Annotated in this window: 15 protein-coding genes and 1 pseudogene; 5 read left to right on the forward strand and 11 right to left on the reverse strand. The window is 71.1% G+C overall.

The window, feature by feature from the left end; translation table 11 throughout:
* The first annotated feature begins 115 nt into the window (after positions 1–115).
* Positions 116–1,342 carry a DNA sulfur modification protein DndB gene (locus OG978_RS35185; protein ID WP_326769095.1) on the forward strand — a complete coding sequence of 409 codons (1,227 nt, stop codon included), beginning with the start codon at positions 116–118 and terminating at the stop codon, positions 1,340–1,342.
* Between the two features lie 66 nt (positions 1,343–1,408).
* Here OG978_RS35185 and OG978_RS35190 read toward each other — a convergent pair whose 3' ends face one another.
* From OG978_RS35190 to OG978_RS35220, 7 genes and pseudogenes are all read right to left on the reverse strand, one after another.
* Positions 1,409–1,705 (reverse strand): hypothetical protein, encoded by a 297-nt coding sequence (locus OG978_RS35190; RefSeq protein WP_326769096.1) that lies wholly within the window; start codon positions 1,703–1,705, stop codon positions 1,409–1,411.
* A gap of 232 nt (positions 1,706–1,937) precedes the next feature.
* Entirely contained in the window at positions 1,938–2,576 is a 639-nt protein-coding gene (locus OG978_RS35195) for a class F sortase (protein WP_326769097.1), read from the reverse strand.
* Positions 2,577–2,710: 134 nt separating this feature from the next.
* Positions 2,711–3,148 (reverse strand): hypothetical protein, encoded by a 438-nt coding sequence (locus OG978_RS35200; protein WP_326769098.1) that lies wholly within the window; start codon positions 3,146–3,148, stop codon positions 2,711–2,713.
* A 131-nt stretch (positions 3,149–3,279) separates the two neighbouring features.
* A complete protein-coding gene (locus OG978_RS35205; protein ID WP_326769099.1) occupies positions 3,280–5,310 on the reverse strand; it encodes a sensor histidine kinase in 2,031 nt (676 codons plus the stop codon).
* Entirely contained in the window at positions 5,300–6,025 is a 726-nt protein-coding gene (locus OG978_RS35210; RefSeq protein WP_326769100.1) for a response regulator transcription factor, read from the reverse strand. The genes OG978_RS35205 and OG978_RS35210 overlap by 11 nt, the downstream gene beginning before the upstream one ends.
* A gap of 80 nt (positions 6,026–6,105) precedes the next feature.
* Positions 6,106–6,303: a hypothetical protein gene (locus OG978_RS35215; protein ID WP_326769101.1), complete on the reverse strand. Its 198-nt coding sequence runs from the start codon at positions 6,301–6,303 to the stop codon at positions 6,106–6,108.
* Positions 6,304–6,420: 117 nt separating this feature from the next.
* A pseudogene (locus OG978_RS35220) lies at positions 6,421–6,720 on the reverse strand (sphingomyelin phosphodiesterase); the annotation flags it as partial.
* Positions 6,721–6,831: 111 nt separating this feature from the next.
* Between OG978_RS35220 and OG978_RS35225 the strand changes: the two are divergent.
* A complete protein-coding gene (locus OG978_RS35225; RefSeq protein WP_326769102.1) occupies positions 6,832–7,668 on the forward strand; it encodes a maleylpyruvate isomerase family mycothiol-dependent enzyme in 837 nt (278 codons plus the stop codon).
* Between the two features lie 15 nt (positions 7,669–7,683).
* Here the strand turns inward: OG978_RS35225 and OG978_RS35230 are convergent, their stop codons facing one another.
* Positions 7,684–9,516 (reverse strand): AAA family ATPase, encoded by a 1,833-nt coding sequence (locus tag OG978_RS35230; RefSeq protein ID WP_326769103.1) that lies wholly within the window; start codon positions 9,514–9,516, stop codon positions 7,684–7,686.
* A gap of 379 nt (positions 9,517–9,895) precedes the next feature.
* On the opposite strand from OG978_RS35230, the gene OG978_RS35235 reads away from it, so the two are divergent.
* Positions 9,896–12,019: a tetratricopeptide repeat protein gene (locus OG978_RS35235; protein ID WP_326769104.1), complete on the forward strand. Its 2,124-nt coding sequence runs from the start codon at positions 9,896–9,898 to the stop codon at positions 12,017–12,019.
* Between the two features lie 20 nt (positions 12,020–12,039).
* Here the strand turns inward: OG978_RS35235 and OG978_RS35240 are convergent, their stop codons facing one another.
* Positions 12,040–13,878, reverse strand: coding sequence for a hypothetical protein (locus tag OG978_RS35240; RefSeq protein WP_326769105.1), 1,839 nt, complete (start codon positions 13,876–13,878; stop codon positions 12,040–12,042).
* 106 nt (positions 13,879–13,984) lie between these two features.
* Positions 13,985–14,488, reverse strand: coding sequence for a GtrA family protein (locus tag OG978_RS35245; protein WP_326769106.1), 504 nt, complete (start codon positions 14,486–14,488; stop codon positions 13,985–13,987).
* Positions 14,489–14,723: 235 nt separating this feature from the next.
* On the opposite strand from OG978_RS35245, the gene OG978_RS35250 reads away from it, so the two are divergent.
* Positions 14,724–15,548, forward strand: a complete 825-nt coding sequence (locus OG978_RS35250) for an SAM-dependent methyltransferase (RefSeq protein ID WP_326769107.1) — start codon at positions 14,724–14,726, stop codon at positions 15,546–15,548.
* A 121-nt stretch (positions 15,549–15,669) separates the two neighbouring features.
* Positions 15,670–16,503 (forward strand): SAM-dependent methyltransferase, encoded by an 834-nt coding sequence (locus tag OG978_RS35255; protein ID WP_326769108.1) that lies wholly within the window; start codon positions 15,670–15,672, stop codon positions 16,501–16,503.
* Between the two features lie 69 nt (positions 16,504–16,572).
* Here OG978_RS35255 and OG978_RS35260 read toward each other — a convergent pair whose 3' ends face one another.
* Complete coding sequence (locus tag OG978_RS35260; protein WP_326769109.1) at positions 16,573–16,806, reverse strand: hypothetical protein; 234 nt, start codon at positions 16,804–16,806, stop codon at positions 16,573–16,575.
* Positions 16,807–16,849: the final 43 nt, after the last annotated feature.

The raw sequence follows: 16,849 nt of genomic DNA on the forward strand, positions 1-16,849 counted from the left end.
CTTTCACGGTAGTGCTTATCTGTCGTTGCTTCCGGATGGTGACCGCCATCCGAACGACAAGCGATCCCTGCGGCCTGCCTGTCCGCCGCCTCACCGATCCTTTGGGGGAACTGCCATGCGCCTCACCATGCCGACCGCCGTCGTCGAGGGAACCCAGCTCACCGTCATGCCGTTCCGTGCGGACGCCGTGATCGGGACCATGTCCGTACCCACGCTCGTCCAGCTCGTGCCCTCGCCCCGCCGCGAGGAGGATGCGAAGACGCTCAAGGCCGCGTCCGGCGCCGTGCGTCGCCACGCCGAACTGCGAGCCCTCGTGCAGCGGGCGCTGAAGTCCACGCAGAAGGGGAAGAACGTCGGCTCGTACGCCGAGTACATCGCCGACGGGGTGAAGGGCGAGCTGGGCGCAGGCTGGTCCACTCCGCCGATCACCTTCTGGCATGCCGGACCGCTCGCCGCACTCAGCGACGAACTGCTGCCCGGCACCGGCCTGCGGACCCTGACCATCACACCCGGCACGTGCGTGGTCGCCATCGACGGCGAGACGCAGACGACCGCATGGCACGAGCTGTACGACGACCCCGAGAGGTTCGGGCTGACCTACGCCGAACTCGCCCAGGTACGTGTGCCGTTCGAGCTGTACGTGGACCTGACCGTGGCCGATGCGCGGCAGATCTTCTACGACCGCAACGTACAGGGCGTCGTCGTCGCGAAGAACCTGGCCATGTCCATGGACCAGCGGGACTTCGCCACCCGTCTCGCGCACCGCGTCGCCGAAGCCGTCAAGGTCGATGTCGACGGCAGGTTCGTACCGTTCACCAAGCTCGTCAACGCCAGCAAGCGGCAGGTGGGGAAGACCGATGCCGAGGTCATCACCCTGTCCGCGCTCCGGGCGCTCGTGATCACGGCGATCTATGGCCGCGGTGGGCTGTCCCGCTCGGCGGAGACGGTCCACGAGGACGAACTGCCCGCGGGGACGAGCGCCGAGCAGGTCGAGCAGAGCGTGGTGCCGCTGCTGGCCCGCCTGATTGCCGACCGCAGCGAGCACTTCGTATCACGCAGCGCCCTCACCGCACCGGCCGTGCTCGCCGGGCTCGGCATCGCCGTGCACCACACCGCGCCGTGGGCCGACCCGGTGAACGCCCTGGGCGCCGACGAACTGCAGCGGCTGCTCTCCGACATCCGGTGGGAGCGCGAGGCCCGCTACTGGGACGGCGTGGCAGCGAAGTCGGGTGCCTCCGGACGCCTCAACTTCAGCGGCGGCGTGAAGGACTCCGGCGGCCGGGTCGCCGACGCGATCCTCTACCCCGGTACCGAAGCCGGGCGCCGGATCCGCGGCCAGTAGACGCCGGACCACGCCCGCCCCGTTCCTGCGGCGGAATCGGGTGTTCGTGCATACACCCGTGTCCGTTCAGACCGCCGCCTGTTCCACGCGCGCGTTGTAGATGAAGCGGCGCAAGGCGTCCGTACTGTGGAACACGCGGTAGTCGCCGGCTTCCAGCGCAGCCTGCTCCTGGGGCGTGGTGTCCGGGGCTTGGACCACGGGTACGCCGACCTCTCCATGAAGGCCCTGGGGCCAGTAGGCGGCGGCGACGGTGATGGCGGCTCCCGTACGGGGGTCGCTCACCTCGCTGTCCAGCTCCGGTGCCGCCAGGTCCGCCTCCGTGAGTTCCGAACAGAGCGGCCAGGCCCGGGATGTCCTCGTCATCGTCCGAGTCGGCCACCGACACGGCCGTTCGCGTGGTGGCGAGAGCGGTCGGCACCTGGAGCTCGACCGGCGAGGGGCCGTCGTGGAGAGCCTGGAGAAAATTGTTGGCAGCATCGGCCAGCAGCGCGCGGCGGGCGGCCTGGAAGGCCTGCGCGGGCCCGCTCCGGATGCCCCCGGGGGTTGCCGTGCGTGATTGTGGGGCTGCGCCCATACGGGGTTCTCGCCGCCGCCGTCAGCTCCGGTTCGCGTAGACGATGAGATTGTCCACCGGGTGGCCCTGGGCGTCGAAGGCGCCGTCGCAGGTGATGAGGCGCAGGGTGCGTGCATCGGTGGCGCCGTAGACCTTCTCGGTCGGGAATGCCTTTTTGCTGACCGTCTCGGTGGCGGTGACCCGGAAGTGGAGTTCCGCGCCGCGGTCGTTGTGGACGGCGATGTCCGCTCCCTTGCCGATCTTCTTCAGGTCGTGGAAGACGGCCTTCCCGAAGCGGGTGTCGTTGTGTCCGATGATGACCGCGGCGCCGCGCTCGCCGGGAGTGGCGCCGCCGGTGTACCAGCCGGCGGTCATGCCCTTCTCGGCGGGCGGGACCTCGACGGTGCCGTCCTGGTTGAGGCCGAGGCGCATCAGCTCGCTGTCGATCCCGAGCGACGGGATGCTGACGCGGACGGGGGAGGCTGCCAGGGGGCGGGAACCCTCGGACTTTCCGGTCCCCGTCGAACCGGTCTGTTCCGGAGCGTCGATCGTGGCGGTCGCGCTGCTGCCGGGCGCGGCGGCGGACGCGTTGTTTGTGGCGTCGGACGAGCAGCCGACGAGGAAGAGGCAGGCGAGCAGCGGCAGCGCGGCGCGGCGGAGCGAGGGTGATGTGCGGAACATTGGGGCTCCAGGTCTGGGCGGAATCGGCAGTGGCGCCGCCCGGGGACGGACGGCGCCACGAAAGGGCGTCAACGGTCGCCTGGGATCAACTGGTGCGCGGCGTCAGTCGACTTGGTGCGGTTGCTGCCGGCCGGTCAGCCGTTGCGCTGCGCGGCGGAGCGGCGGCGCAGCACGATCGTTCCCGCTCCGGCGACCAGCAGGGCGGCCGCGGCCGATCCGGCAACGGCGGTGGTCCGGTCACCGGCGGTCCCGACCGGTCGCTCACCGGCGGCTACACCACCGCGCGGAGCGGCGGCACCCGGACGCTTGACGGTGGCCGCGGTCTTGGCCGGAGCCGGAGCCGGGCTGTCGCCCGCGGCGACACCGCCACGGGGTGCCACCGACGGCTGTGCGCGCTCCTTGGGCACGGCGGTGGCGCCGCCGTCCGCCCGGGCTGCCGCGGCGGACTTCCTCACGGACGGGGCCGAAGGCGAGGGCGCGGAGTCGGCGAAGGCCGCGGCGGACGGTACGAGCACCGCGCCCGCCGCGACAGCGGCGAGGACGGCGGTACGCAGGGACAGTCGGTGGGGCATGGACATCGCTCCATTCCAGGTCGGCCTCGGTAATGCCCGGGTGCCGGTTCGCACCGGGGCATGAGGCATGCCGACAGGCTGGCGTGAAGTTATGAAGAAGCTGTCAGAACGTTGTGGTCATCGCATCAGGCCTAGGACCTGTCCGACCCTGATCCGCGGGACAGGCCCTGGTCCGCGCCGTTCGGAGCCCCGTCGCCCGCCCCTTCCGGCCGGGCTCGTGCCGGGCCGGTGGGTCCCTGCGGGCCGACCTGACCCGCCGGCAGCCGGAGCGTGAACACCGACCCCTTCCCCTCGACGCTGACCGCGTTCACCGAGCCCCCGTGTGCCTCCACGAGTTTCCGGACGATCGCCAGCCCCAGTCCGCTGCCCCCGGTGCGGCGGCTGCGCGACTTCTCGGCGCGCCAGAAGCGGTCGAAGACATGCGGCAGGTTCTCCGCGGAGATGCCGCTGCCCGTATCGGCGACCTCGACCACGACTTCTCCGTCGGCCGCCGCCTCGTCCGCCGATGCCCCTGCGCCGTACGCGCGCACCGTCACACGTCCACCTGACGGGGTGTGACGTACGGCGTTGGAGACCAGGTTGCCGATGGCCTGGCGCAGCCGGACCGGGTCGGCCCACAACACGGGGGAGGGGGCCTTGGCCATCGCCGGAAGCGCCGCGAGCGCGACCCCCGCGGTCTCGGCCCGTGCCTGGTGTGCCGCGGTGACTTGTGCGAGCACGTCCTCGATACGTACCGGCTCGGGGTGCAGGCGCAACGCACCCGCGTCCGCCGCGGCGAGATCCTGGAGGTCGTCGATGATGTGCTGCAACTGCACGGCCTCCGTGTGCAGCGAGGCGATGAACACCGGGTCGGGCTCCGCGAGGCCGTCCTGCGCCGCCTCCAGCCAGCCCCGGATATTGCTCAGCGGGGTGCGCAGTTCGTGGGCGACGTCGCTGACCATGTCCTTGCGCTGCGCCTCCAGACGCGCGCGGTGGTCGGCCATGTCGTTGAAGGCCGCGGCGAGCCGGCCGATCTCGTTGTCGTCGGTGACCAGCACGGGCGCGGAGTCCTCCCCGTCCCGCATCCGCTGTGCCGCGCCCGTCAGGGCGTGCAGCGGCCGTACGAGCCGGGATCCGGCGAGCACCGTGGCTCCGACGGTGAGCGCCAGGACGAGCGCCGCGGCGCCCGCGATCTTCGCGGTGTTCGCGGGTGAGAGGTCGAAACCGGGAACGGTCGTGCCACCCTCGTCGCCGATGAACAGCAGCGCGGGCGAGGCGACATAGGAGCTGAGCTGTTCCCGGCGGGCCGTGTCCACGCAGGAGGCGGTGGCCCGGTCGTCCTCGCCGGTGCGGATGCTCGGTGCCGGCGCGGGTGTGGAAGCCCCGGCGCCGACCTCGGCGGGGACCTTCGGTACGGAGCCGTCTCCCCAGGACAGGTCCAGATTGAGTTGTACGGCCGAGCGGCCCTGACGTTTCAGGCAGGCATTGGCGAGTTCATTGAGTGTGTCCAGAGCCTTCCGTTCGGTCGAGGTCGGGGAGTCCAGGTCGTCGGACGTGCACCGCGTGTCCTGAACGCGGTCCGGGTCATTGCCCACGACTTGCACGCGCGGGCGTCCACTCGGACCGCGGACCACATCCGCCGCGACCCCGACCCGGCTCAGGCACTCCGCGTTCCGGTCGGCAGCGCGCTGCAACGCCGTACGTTCGGCGTTGGGCAAGCGGAAGGGACCGACCGCGCGCGGGTCGACACGGTCGGCTGCGGCACCCGCCCGATCGACCGTCCGGGAAAGGGCCGTGTCCACGGACAGCGGGTCGACGATCGCCGACGACCGGGGCGGCAGCGCGGGCGGTGACGGCAGGGAAGCGGAATCCGCGAGGGGCCGGCGCTGCTCGGTGGTGAGCGCGATCCGCCGTCCGGACTGCCGTGCCAGGTCGCGCACGGTGCTTTCGACGCCGTCCCAGGTGGGGTGGCCCGCCGCATATCCGAGCAGGGTGTTGTAGATCCGGGCGTCAGCGGTCAGATTCTGGCCCTGCTCCTGCTTGATGGCACCGGAAGTGGTCTGTACGGCGAGCCAGGCGGTGGCGGCCACCGAGCAGGCGGCCACCAGCGCGGACACCGCCAGCAGACGACCGAACAGGCTCTTGCGGAGCGGCGGCCGGGTCCGCTGCTGCTCACGACGCACGCGGAGCGTTCCTCGCCGGGTCCGTCAGTTTGTAGCCGACACCGAAAACGGTGAGCAGGCGGGCCGGCCGACGCGGTGCGGGTTCGATCTTCTTGCGCAGGTTCATGATGTGCACGTCGACCGTGCGGAAGCTGATGTACCGGTCGAAGCCGTGCAACTCCTCAAGGAGCCGCTGCCGGGTGAAGACCCGATCGGGCTCGGTCGCCATGGCGGCGAGGATCCGGAACTCACCGGGTGTGCAATCAACCGGCCGGCCCTCCACGGACACCTCGTGCCGGTCCGGGTCGACGACGAGCGCACCGACTCGCAGCGCCTGATCCGCGACAGGCTCGGCGCCCTGCGTGCCCCGCCGGCTGCGCCGCAGCAGGGTCCGCACGCGGGCCATCAACTCACGCGGGCTGTACGGCTTCGTCATGTAGTCGTCCGCGCCGAGATCCAGACCCAGCAGCAGGTCGTCCTCGGTGCTGCGGGCCGTCAGCATCAGCACCGGCACCTCCCGGCGCTCGGCGCGCAGCACCCGTACCACGTCCAGACCGTCCGCGCGCGGCATCATCACATCGAGCACCAGCAGATCGGGCTCCCGGTGCCGGACCTCGGCGAGCGCCGCGAGGCCGTCACCGACGACCGTGACCGCGTGGCCCTCGTGTTCGAGGTAGCGGCGTACGAGTTCGGCCTGCTTCTCGTCGTCTTCCGCGACTATGACGTTTGCGCACACGCGGTTGATCGTAGATGACCACACGGAGACCACTCATGGCACCGGATGGCGCGGTCCGGCCTCATGCCTGCTCGCGCCGCTCATGGGGGCGGCAGTGGGAGTCCGGCGCGGGCGGCATCGAAATGCTCGGGCCTGAGCGCCTCCTCGCCGTGCTCGGCGGTGAACGCCCGAATGCGCCCGAGCGGGGACGACGGGTCGGGCGGATCGGTGCTGACGGTGGCGCCCAGGATCATCGCGCCGAACGCGATGCCCACCTCCTGCGGGTCTTTCATGTCCATGAATGCACCGTATGGCGGGGCACTGACAACGCTCGTCCGGCGTCCTGGGGCGGAACACCGGACGAACGCGGTGCGGGGAGTCCGCATCGCGGCCGAGATCGACCTTGCTCCGGAGCGCTACCGCACCGACGCGACCACCGGGTAGTGGTCGGAGAGGTTGGTGTACGTGTAGCTCGTGCCCCAACTGGACACGGTCCAGGGTGCGCTCTCCTCCTTGACCACGTCGTTCGTCCACCCGGACGGCTTCGCGTGTCCGGCGCGGTGCAGCACGTGGTCGAGGTCCTCGCGGGGGTCGTCGGGGTAGCGGTCGGCGGCGATCGAGTTGTCCTGGGTGTCGAACGAGTACGGGTGCCCGGTACGGGCGGCGGCCGCGGTCAGTCCTGCGTCGGAGAGCATCGAGGCGTACTCGGAGGAGTGTGGTCTTCTGTACCACGAGCGCCGTGGGGCGACCCGGAACGGAGCCCACGGGTGGGCTGTTCACATCCGGGGCGGGCAGGCTCGGCCGAAGCGGGGAGAAACGTGGAATCAGTGACCGGACGCGACGCACGGGACACGCTGCCAGAAGGGCTCGGCGACGCCCTGCGGTCCACCGCCGAGGAGATCGCGGCGGTGCTGCGCGGGTTCGCCGACACCAGCGTTCCGGTGCCCTGCTCGGAGTGGACCGTCGGGGAGGCCGCGGCACATCTGGCGCAGGCCAACGAGCTGATGGCCGACCTCGCGGCCGGACGGGAACGTCGCTACGGGGACGGGACGCCGCAGGGTCTGGCCGCCGCCAACGAGCGTGCGCTCGCGGAGTTCGACGAGCGGGCTGCCGAGCCGCTGGCGGACCTGATCGTGGCGCACACGGACGGCTACCTCGCCGCCGTCGAGCGGTGCGCGACGGACAGCACCGGGGCCGATGGCGCGGCCGGGACCGTGGTCACGCCGCTGGGGCCGATGAGCCGGGCGGTGTTGGGCTCGTACCTGCTGACGCACATGCTCGGCCACGGCTACGACCTCGCCCGTGCGCGGGGGCGCAGCCACATGATCGACCGCACGCGCGTCGAACTGTCCCTGCCGTTCCTGATCACGGCGATGCCCAGGGTCACCGACGCCACCACCACCGCCGGGCTCACTGCTGGCTACACGATCCGTCTGTGGGGCGGCGCCCGATTCGGCGTCACGTTCACCGACGGCGCCGTGACCGTCACCCCCCGACCGCCGGCCCGCCCGGACTGCACCATCCTCATCGAGCCGGTCACCTTCTTCCTGATGGCGCTCGGCCGCATCGACCCACGTGGCGCCATGGCCCGGGGCCGGGTGTTCGCCTGGGGCCGCAAGCCCTGGCTCGCCCCCCGATTCCCCGGGCTGTTCAAGGCACCCTGATCCGCCGGACAGGCCCTACACCGGATTCCCGTGGGACTCCATGAGCTCCTGGTGGGCCTCCATCACGTCCTGGGCGAGTACGGTGACGATCTCCTGCCTGGTGGGCGTCGTCCCGCCCGAGTGTTCGGCGTACAGACGCAGATCCCGTTGCGCGGAGGCCTTCTGGCAGAGCTCGCGGGCGAAGCGGGCATTGCCCAGGGTGTCGGCCATACCTTCGTCCACGGCCGAGGCGAAGAAGGCGCCGAGTGCGGCCGCCGCCTCCTCGTCGGGTTCGTCGCCCTGACCGGACAGGACGGACCGGGCGATCAGGAGCAGTTCCTGTGCGGAGTACGAGGGGAAGTCGACGCGGGTGTTGAACCGGGACACCAGGCCCGGGTTGGCGGCGAGCAGACCGGTCATCTCCTCGCGGTATCCGGCGAGTACGACGACGAGCCGGTCCCGGTCGTCCTCGGCCCGCTTCAGGAGTACCTGGAGCGCCTCGTCACCGAACGCGTCGCCACCGCTGTACCCGCTGTTGGACAGGGCGTACGCCTCGTCGATGAACAGCACGCCGTTCAAGGCGGAGTCGATGACCTTGCTGGTCTTGATCGCGGTGGAGCCGAGGTGCTGCCCGACGAGGTCGACGCGCTGGGCCTCGATGACATGGCCGGAACGCAGCAGCCCCAGACCGGCGAAGACCTTGCCGATGATGCGGGCAACGGTGGTCTTGCCGGTGCCGGGCGGTCCCGCGAAGACGAAGTGCCGGGGCCGGGCGCCGCTGGGCAGGCCCTGCTCCTCGCGGAGCGCCGCCATGCGCAGCTGCGCGATCAGCGTGAGCACCTGGCGCTTCACCGGCTCCAGACCGATCATGCCGTCCAGTGCCTGCTGAGCCTCCGCGAGCAGGCGCGCCATCTCCTCCCGCGACAGCCCGTCCGTCCCGTCCGTCTCCGCCGACCCCGAGTCCGGCCCGGCGCCCGGAGCGGCCACCGGGGCAGAGGGTGCGGAGGGAGGCGCGGCCGTGCGGGGCGGCGGGGGCCCCGCCGGGGAAGGGGACGGGGAGGAAGGGGTGGGGGAGGACGCGGGAGCCTCCCCGGCCACGGACGAAGCCGTCGGCGCCGTGGAACGTGCCTGCGCCCGTACGTTCACGTCCAAGAGGTTTGGCGCACACCGGAACGCGTACTGGTACCGCCTCAGCGCCTCCTCCGGCCGGCCCAGCGACTCCAGGGACCGGCCCATGAAGTACTTGACCTCCGCGTCGAAACGGCTCCCCGGCTCCAGCTTCTTCGGCAGCTCCGCCAGCACGTTCAGGGCCTCGTGACAGACCCCCTGCGCGAACAGCGCCGCCCCCACGTACAGCTGTGCCTCGTCGTGCAGGAAGGCGTCACGGATGTTCGGGGCGAAACGGAGCACGAGGGCCCAGTCCTCCTTGAGGAAGGCATACCGCGTACAGACGAACCGGGTCTCGTCGCAATCCAGTTGGGCCGTGGACAACCCGGCCCAGGCCTCGTCGAGCTTCCCGGCGTCCAGCAGCGAGGTCATGGCCGCCACCCAGAGGTCACGGGCGTTCTCGAGCCGGAACGTGACGTAGTGGCCGAGCTGGAACCGGGAACGGAGCGGCATCCCGAACTTCGAACGCAACGCGCCGAAGGAGCCGGAAGCCCGGACCATGCCGTCCAGCGCCTCCTTCTGACGCTGTCCGGTCGCATGCAGGCCCAGCCATGCGTCTGCGGCCAGGGGATCGTGTGCGGCGGCGAACGAGAACTGTTCGGCGGCGGCCGCATTGTTCCCCTGGTTCAGCAGGGCCACTGCCTGCTGCCAAGCCTGCTCGGCCCTCCTGGGCGAACCCCGGCCTGCGGCTGTTCCCTGCACAGTTACTCCCCTCGACGGGCCCCGGCCCGCGCGCCGACGGCCGACGGGGCTCGCCGTGACGACCTGGAACAACCGTCAGGATATCCAACATGACGTGTCGGCCGGTGAACACACTCGACGCCCCTTCGACCGCGTCGGTGAAAGGAGCAGGAAGGGCGGCGACAAGGCAGTGATGCCGATGTGCCTGATCCGGCCGGACGTCGATGAAAAGGTCGCTTTCCGGACGGTTGGGCGGTCGGCACACGCCAGGACCGGGCGATCACCCCGCGATGTCCGGGGGAGATCGGCCCGTCTGACGCTAACGTTGATCCGCACGGTGACAGCGACGGTGCCGGGGAGGGCGCACCGCGCGGAACACCGGGAACGAGGAGTGCGCGACATGCTCGATCCCACTTCGGTGGCGGCGATTTCGGCGGTACTCGGTGCGGTCGGCTCGGGGATGGCCAACGAGGCCGGCAAATGGGCCTGGGAATCCACCGGTGGTGTCGTGCGGAGAATCGTCGGCCGCGAGGTCCCCGCGCCCGTGGCCCCGGACGAACGGGACGACGTGGCCCGCATGGTTCACGACCGGATCCGCACCGATCCGCAACTCGCCGCCTCCTGGACCGCGTTCGCCACCCGGCTGCGCCGCGACCCTGCCCCGGTCCGGGCCGCGCGGTCGAACCTCCCCGCCTCCATAAGGTTCTTCACGGATCGCAAGGAGGCGATGAAGCAACTCCAGCGGGAGGCGTCCCGCCGCGCGGACGGGCGGCCCCGGCTCGCCCTGGTGCACGGTCCGGACGGCATGGGTTCCAGCACCCTCGCCGTGCACTTCGGCGCACAGCCGACCCGCCTCTTCCCGGACGGCCAGATCTACGCCGACCTCGGGGGACGTGGCGCCGGTGGCGCGCGCGACGTCGGAACCGTACTGCGTGCCCTGCTGCGTCAACTGCGGGTGCCGGACGAAGAGATGCCGACCGGGACCGATGAACTCGGCGAGTTCTTCCGCCACCGCGCGGCAGACCTGAGACTCCTGATCGTGCTCGACCACGCGTACTCCGCCTCGCAGGTGCGGCCGTTCCTCACCTCGGCACCCGGGGTGTTCACGATCCTGGTCGCCCGCGCTCCCTTCCCCGGCATCGACGCCGTGCGGGTGCCCGTCGGCCCGCTCTCGGACCGGGACGCGGTGCGGCTGCTCACCGACATCACCGACAAGTCCACGGTCGCCGCCGCCCGTGCCACCCTGCCGTCGCTGCTCCAGCGCTGCGGCGGGTCGCCGTACGCCCTGCGTGCCGCGGCGTACCAGCTCTCCGCGCCCACGCTTCCGCCACGCCGCGCCGAGGCGGACGGCGACCCGGTCCGGGGCGCCGCCGAGGACAACTACCGGCTCCTGGCCCCGGAATCCGCCAGGCTGTACCGACTGATGGCACTGCGCGACTGGCCCGCCTTCGACGCCGCCACGGCCGCCCGGACCACCGGCCAGGACCCCGACGCAACGGCCGAACTCCTGGAAGACCTGGCCGACCGGATGCTCCTGGAACGCGGCTCGGGCAGCGGTCGTTACCACTACCGCCACGCGGTCCGTGCGCACGCCGAGGCGGCGGCGATCCGGGACGACGGGATCGCGGCGTGCTCCGCGGCGCTCGCCCGCACCCTGAGCGCCTACGCCGACCTGGCCGCATCGGCCGCCCACCAGGCGCTCCCGGAGAGCTGGCGTGTCCCCGCACCCGCCGAGGACCGCGCCGGGCAGACGTACGCGGACCGGGGCGCCGCCCTCGACGCGCTGCTCGCGGAGTCGGGCAACCTGGTCGAGGCGGTGCGCTGCGCCGAGGAGTCCGGCGACCCGGACACCGCCGTACGCCTGTGCCGTGCCCTGTGGCCACTACAGCTCAAGGCCGGCCACCACGAGATGCTGCTGCCGGCGCTCCGCATCGGCACGCGCCTTGTCGACACCCATCGGCCCACGAGTCCCGACGCCGGAGCGCTGCACGCACAACTCGCCCACTCACTGACCGAGTTGAAGCGCTGGCAGGAGGCGGGGGCGGAGGCGCGGGCAGCGGCGGGGGCCGAGGAGGCGGCGGGCCACAAGCGGGGCCATGCCTCGGCCGTCGAGTTCCTGGGGCTGCTGAGACTGCGGCAGTGGCGGTACCAGGAGGCGTACGACTGCTACGAGGAGGCCGGCGCCATCCTGGGCACCATGGGCGGGCAGGACGAGGGGACTCGCGACGTGCCGCGTGCCGATGCCCTGCTGGAGCGCCATCGCGGGCGGGCGCTGCGCGGGCTGGGGCGACGCGAGGAGGCCCGGCAGAAGCTGGAGACCGCGCTGTCGTACTTCCGGTCGAGCGGCGACACGTACAACACGGCCCGGACCCTCACGGATCTCGCCGAGACCTGGCTGGACGAGGGGGACACCGAGGCGGCGCTCCCGCTGGTCGAGGCGGCGATCACGACCCTCGACGGCCAGCGCGCGACGTACCACCTGGCGCATCTGCGAAGCATGCAGGAGCGCTGCGTGGCCCCCTGACCGCGTAGTCGCGGTCCTCCTCAGCCGGCCGAGTCAGGCGGCGTCAGAGGATCGACGCGTACGCGGTGGAGCCGGTCGCCCGTCCGCAGGACGAGTCCGTCGGTCACTGCCCGCGCCAGCCGCGCCCGGGCAGTGACCGCCTCCCGGCTGTCCGTGGCCAGCCAGGCGTGCAGGGCGGAGGCGTACGCGGCGGGGTCCGCGCCGGACACGTCTTCCGGATCGGCGTCGGGCACCGCCATCATCCGGAGCGGCTCCTCGCCACGTACCCGGACCACGCACTCGGACGGGCCGGTCACATAGGCCGCCAGGGAGCAGCCCCGATGGCGGCGGAGCACCTCGGCGGTCCAGATCGACGGCGAGCCGAAGCGCGGATCGTCGGGTTCGCCGTCCCGGAAGATGACGTCGGCCAGCTCCAACCGGTCCACCTCGCGGGTGTCCTCGTGCACGGCGACGTGCAGTTCGCCGTCGGGATCCGAGCCGGCCCCCGGCCCCGTGCCCGCCCAGCGGCTGACCGCGACCTCTCCCGGCCCGAGCACCCGGGTCAGAACCCGCAACGGCACGGTGACCGTTCCGGCCTCGTACCCGGGCAGCGGGAGCGGCTCAAGCGAGGCAGGCCCGCCGGGCTCCGACACCCCCATCATCGAGTAGAAGAGCTTCCGGAGCCGGACCGCGGATTCGCCCGGCACGGAGGTGGTGAACTCGGCGGGGCCGGGCAACGGCCGGTGGCAGCGGATGACTTCATCGATCTGTGCCGCCAGGGACGCGTCGGGGTCGAGCCTCGGCGCCTCCCGCATGAACGCCGAGATCGGCGCGTCGGGGTCCAGGGCGTGGAGCGGCACGGCGCCCAGGAGCACCGGGGTGCCGAGGGCGGCCGCGTAATAGGTGACGGATCCGTGGTCACCGATCACGGCATCGGCTGCCAGCAGGGCCTGCCGCCACCCCGTCAGCGGATCGATCAGCGCCATCCCGCCGCGCCGCGCGCGATCGAGCCAGGCACGGATCTGACCGGGGCCGTGCCCGTGCCAGATGTTGGGGTGCAGTACGGCCGCGAACCGGTACTCGTCCACGGGGAACTCGTCGGCGACCCGGTTCAGCAGGGCGGCGACGACATCGCCCCCGCCGCCGGACGGGCCCTCCCCGCCGTCACCGAAGAGCGATTCGGAGTTCCAGGTCGAGTTGAGCAGGACGAGCCGCTGACCCGGCCGGACCCCCAATGCGCGGCGGAAACGTTCGCGGTAGGGCCGTGCGGCGAGGATCCGGTCGTAGCAGGGATCCCCCGCGAGAACGGCGGTCGGCGCGGCCTCGGGGCAGGCGATGCGCAACCGTTCGTACTGTTCGGGGTGGGAGAGCACGAGGGCGTCCGCGATGGGAGTGCCCCGGGGCGACAGCAGCCACGGAGGCGCGAGCCCGAACACGGGCGCAGGCGCCGCAGCCCCCGCCCCCGATCCGGTGTCCGGTGTCCGGTGTCCGGTGTCCGGTGTCGCCAGCCTCTTAGTGTATCCAACACCGTGCGAGAGGATGGCCAACTTCCCGGAAAATACGTCCAGTTGACCGCCGAAGCTGGCGGAGACAACCAGGTCCACCTCCGTCTCGGCCGCCTGCTCCCACGGCAGCACCGGCACCCCCGTGTCGGCCAGCAATTCGGCAGTGCCGGCCGCGAACGCCGAGGAGCCCGTGCAGGTCACCAGCAGCTGGACCCGCAGGTCGTCATCGAACAGCGGCAGCACATCGAGCAGCCGCGTCGCGGCGGTCACGTTGTGCACGACGACCAGCACCCGCAGGCACTTCCCCCGGGTCGCCCACCGCGCCGCATCGTCCCCCACCGGCACCCGCACCCACCCGGCCCGCCTGAACTCCATCCGCACGCCCCTCGTCCGCTCCGGCCACCCGCCGGCTCCGTGCCGCCCACACGACCGGCCACGCCAGTCAACCAGCACGATCGCCGCGCCGATCACCGAGGGGGCGTCACACAGCCATCGCCACCGAGGTCTTGTTGAGCGCGTCCTCGTGCGAAGCGTTCCGGTTCCGAACCCGGCCCCGGCCCCGGTCCCGGTTCCCGAAGACGACGACCCGCAGCAACACGAACCGTCCGACCCCCGCCAGAGCGGAAGCCGACAGATAGACCGTCTGCGCGATCAGGGGCGAGGGATCGGGTCGCACGGCGAACAGACAGAGCAGCGCCCCCGTGGTGAACGCATAGCTCACGGCGACCGTCACCCCCGACCGGAGGTGGACCCCCCACCCCTTGCGTTCGCTCTGGAAGGAGATCCGTCGGTGCAATTCGGTCGCGACGACCGTGGAGACGACGGTGACCAGCGCGTTCGCGACGGCCATCGGTATTCGCGCGCTGAGCAGCACGACCGCCGCGCTCGACGCCAGTCCGACCCCGCCACCACACACGACGAACCGTACGAAGGCCGCGACGAGAGGGCGAATGGCGCGCGTCTGCCGACGCGTTGGGGCGGTCACTGGTGGGCCTCCGGGAAAGTGAGGGTGGGGAACGGTGATTCGATTCCACCCCAGAACCTACGGAGTCGGCGTCGTTCGAGCGACCCGATAAACCCCGACTTGAGTGGGGGACAACCCGGAAACAACCCTGGGCCGACCACGGGAGACGCGCTCTGTGACGTATACGGCCATAACTCTCGTGACGCCCAGGTAGGTTAAGGCCATAGCTTGATCACTTTCGCGTCCGGAGGTCTCCATGAGTGAGCATCAGTCGTCCGTCACCCCTCCCGCCCAGCCGGTGTCGGACCGGATCGACACCACGAGGCCTCATTCCGCCCGCTTCTGGAACTACTTCGTGGGCGGCAAGGACAACTACGAGGTCGACCGTGAGATCGGTGACCAGATCAAGACCTTCTTCCCGGGGCTCGTCGACGTGGCGGTGGCGGGGCGGCAGTTCCTGCGGCGTTCGGTGAGCCACCTCGTGGAGGAGCGGGGGGTACGGCAGTTCCTGGACATCGGGACAGGTCTGCCCACCGCGGACAACACCCACCAGGTGGCCCAGGACATCGCGCCCGAGTCGCGCATCGTGTATGTGGACAACGACCCGCTCGTGCTGACGCATGCCCGTGCGCTGCTGACCAGTTCGCCCGAGGGTGTCACCGATTACATCGACGCCGACCTCTACGATCCGGACGCCATCCTGGCCGAGGCGGCGAAGACACTCGACTTCGACCGGCCCGTGGCCCTGATGCTGCTCGGCATACTCGGTCACGCGGGCGACTTCGCCAAGGCCCGCGAGGTGGTCGGCCGACTGATGGCGGGGCTGCCGGTCGGCAGCTACCTCGTGATATACGACGGAACGCGTACCAGCGAGGGCATGATCGCCGCGGAGAAGGCGTACATCGAGAGCGGCGCGGTGCCGTACTACGTGCGCGAGCCGGACGAGATCGTCACGCTCTTCGACGGGCTGCGGATCCTCGACCCCGGCTTCGTCCGGCTCAGTGAGTGGATGCCCGACGCCGACAGCGCGACCGTTCCCGCGGATGTGGACGCCTTCGGGGGGATCGGCGTCAAGGAGTGAAGCGCTCCCGAGCCTGATGCCTGTTGCGGGCCGCCGGGATCATGGATGCCCGCGCGGCCGGCCGGGCGATGCTGCAAGATGCTGAGGCAGGAAGCCGATCAGTACCAGGGGGGAGTGCCGTATGACAGGGTACGGATCCGGTGCGGACCGCATCGACACCACCAGGCCGCATCCCGCGCGGGTGTACGACTGGTTCCTCGGCGGGAAGGACAACTATCCCGTCGACGAGGAGCTCGGCAGACAGATCGCCGGGCTCTCGCCGGACACGAAGCGCATCGCACGCCACAACCGGTGGTTCATGCACCGTGCGATGCGCTGGCTCACGGGGGAGGCGGGGATACGGCAGTTCCTCGATATCGGCTCCGGCATTCCCACCGAGCCCAACCTGCACCAGATCGTCCAGAGCGCGGCTCCCGACGCACGGGTCGTGTACGTGGACAACGACCCCATCGTCCTGGCCCACGCCGAAGCACTGTTGAGCGGGACCGCCGAAGGAGTGACGGCGTACCTCGACGCCGATGTGCGGGAGCCGGAGAGGATCCTCGAACTCGCCGCCGACGTGATCGACTTCGACCGGCCCGTCGCGCTCTCCCTCATCGCTCTGCTGCACTTCGTCGGCGACGGCGGCGAGGGGGAGGGGAACCGCGAGGGGGCGTACGCCCTGGTGGAGCGGCTGGTGGAGCAGCTCCCTGCCGGGAGTTTTCTTGTGCTGTCACAGCTCACCGGTGACTTCGACCCAGAGAATGTGGAAAAGGGTGTGGCCTCGTACGCGGCGGGCGGTGTGACGCTCGTACCGAGATCGCATCGCGGTGTCAGCCGGTTCTTCGACGGGCTGGAAGTGATGGAGCCGGGCCTCGTCCAGGTCGTCGACTGGCATCCGGAGCTCAGCCTCGGCGGGCTTCCGGTGGAGACGCAGCCGGTGCCGATCTACGGTGCGGTCGCCCGCAAGCCGTAGCGGGGCGGGCGCAGGGGCCGAGGACCGTCCGGAGACGGCCCCCGGCCCCTGCACTGCCGGGGTCGTCGGCTACTTCCGCAGCTCGACCGTGAAGCCGCGCCCGGTGGAGACGGGCGGTGTCTTGATCTCCGTGATCCCGGTCGCGGGGTCGGTGAACCAGCCGGAACCGGCCGCGGCGAACTCCGCCGCCGAGTTCAGCCGGTGCAGGCGGCTGTGGTCCATGACGACCTGCGACGGTGCGTTCTTGCCGTGCACGGTGAGATCGTACGAACGGGCGGACACCTTGCCCTCGTAACTGCCCACGCTCGCACCGATCTTGAAGGCAGCGCTACGGGCAGTGTTCGGT

The sequence above is a fragment of the Streptomyces sp. NBC_01591 genome, assembly GCF_035918155.1.
In the GTDB taxonomy this organism is placed as follows: domain Bacteria; phylum Actinomycetota; class Actinomycetes; order Streptomycetales; family Streptomycetaceae; genus Streptomyces.

Bases quoted from the DNA above. Each gene is read 5' to 3' on its own strand.
- OG978_RS35190 (WP_326769096.1), bottom strand. From the start codon at position 1,705: ATGACGAGGACATCCCGGGCCTGGCCGCTCTGTTCGGAACTCACGGAG.
- OG978_RS35195 (WP_326769097.1), bottom strand. From the start codon at position 2,576: ATGTTCCGCACATCACCCTCGCTCCGCCGCGCCGCGCTGCCGCTGCTC.
- OG978_RS35200 (WP_326769098.1), bottom strand. From the start codon at position 3,148: ATGCCCCACCGACTGTCCCTGCGTACCGCCGTCCTCGCCGCTGTCGCG.
- OG978_RS35255 (WP_326769108.1), top strand. From the start codon at position 15,670: ATGACAGGGTACGGATCCGGTGCGGACCGCATCGACACCACCAGGCCG.
- OG978_RS35240 (WP_326769105.1), bottom strand. From the start codon at position 13,878: ATGGAGTTCAGGCGGGCCGGGTGGGTGCGGGTGCCGGTGGGGGACGAT.
- OG978_RS35215 (WP_326769101.1), bottom strand. From the start codon at position 6,303: ATGGACATGAAAGACCCGCAGGAGGTGGGCATCGCGTTCGGCGCGATG.
- OG978_RS35185 (WP_326769095.1), top strand. From the start codon at position 116: ATGCGCCTCACCATGCCGACCGCCGTCGTCGAGGGAACCCAGCTCACC.
- OG978_RS35250 (WP_326769107.1), top strand. From the start codon at position 14,724: ATGAGTGAGCATCAGTCGTCCGTCACCCCTCCCGCCCAGCCGGTGTCG.
- OG978_RS35235 (WP_326769104.1), top strand. From the start codon at position 9,896: ATGCTCGATCCCACTTCGGTGGCGGCGATTTCGGCGGTACTCGGTGCG.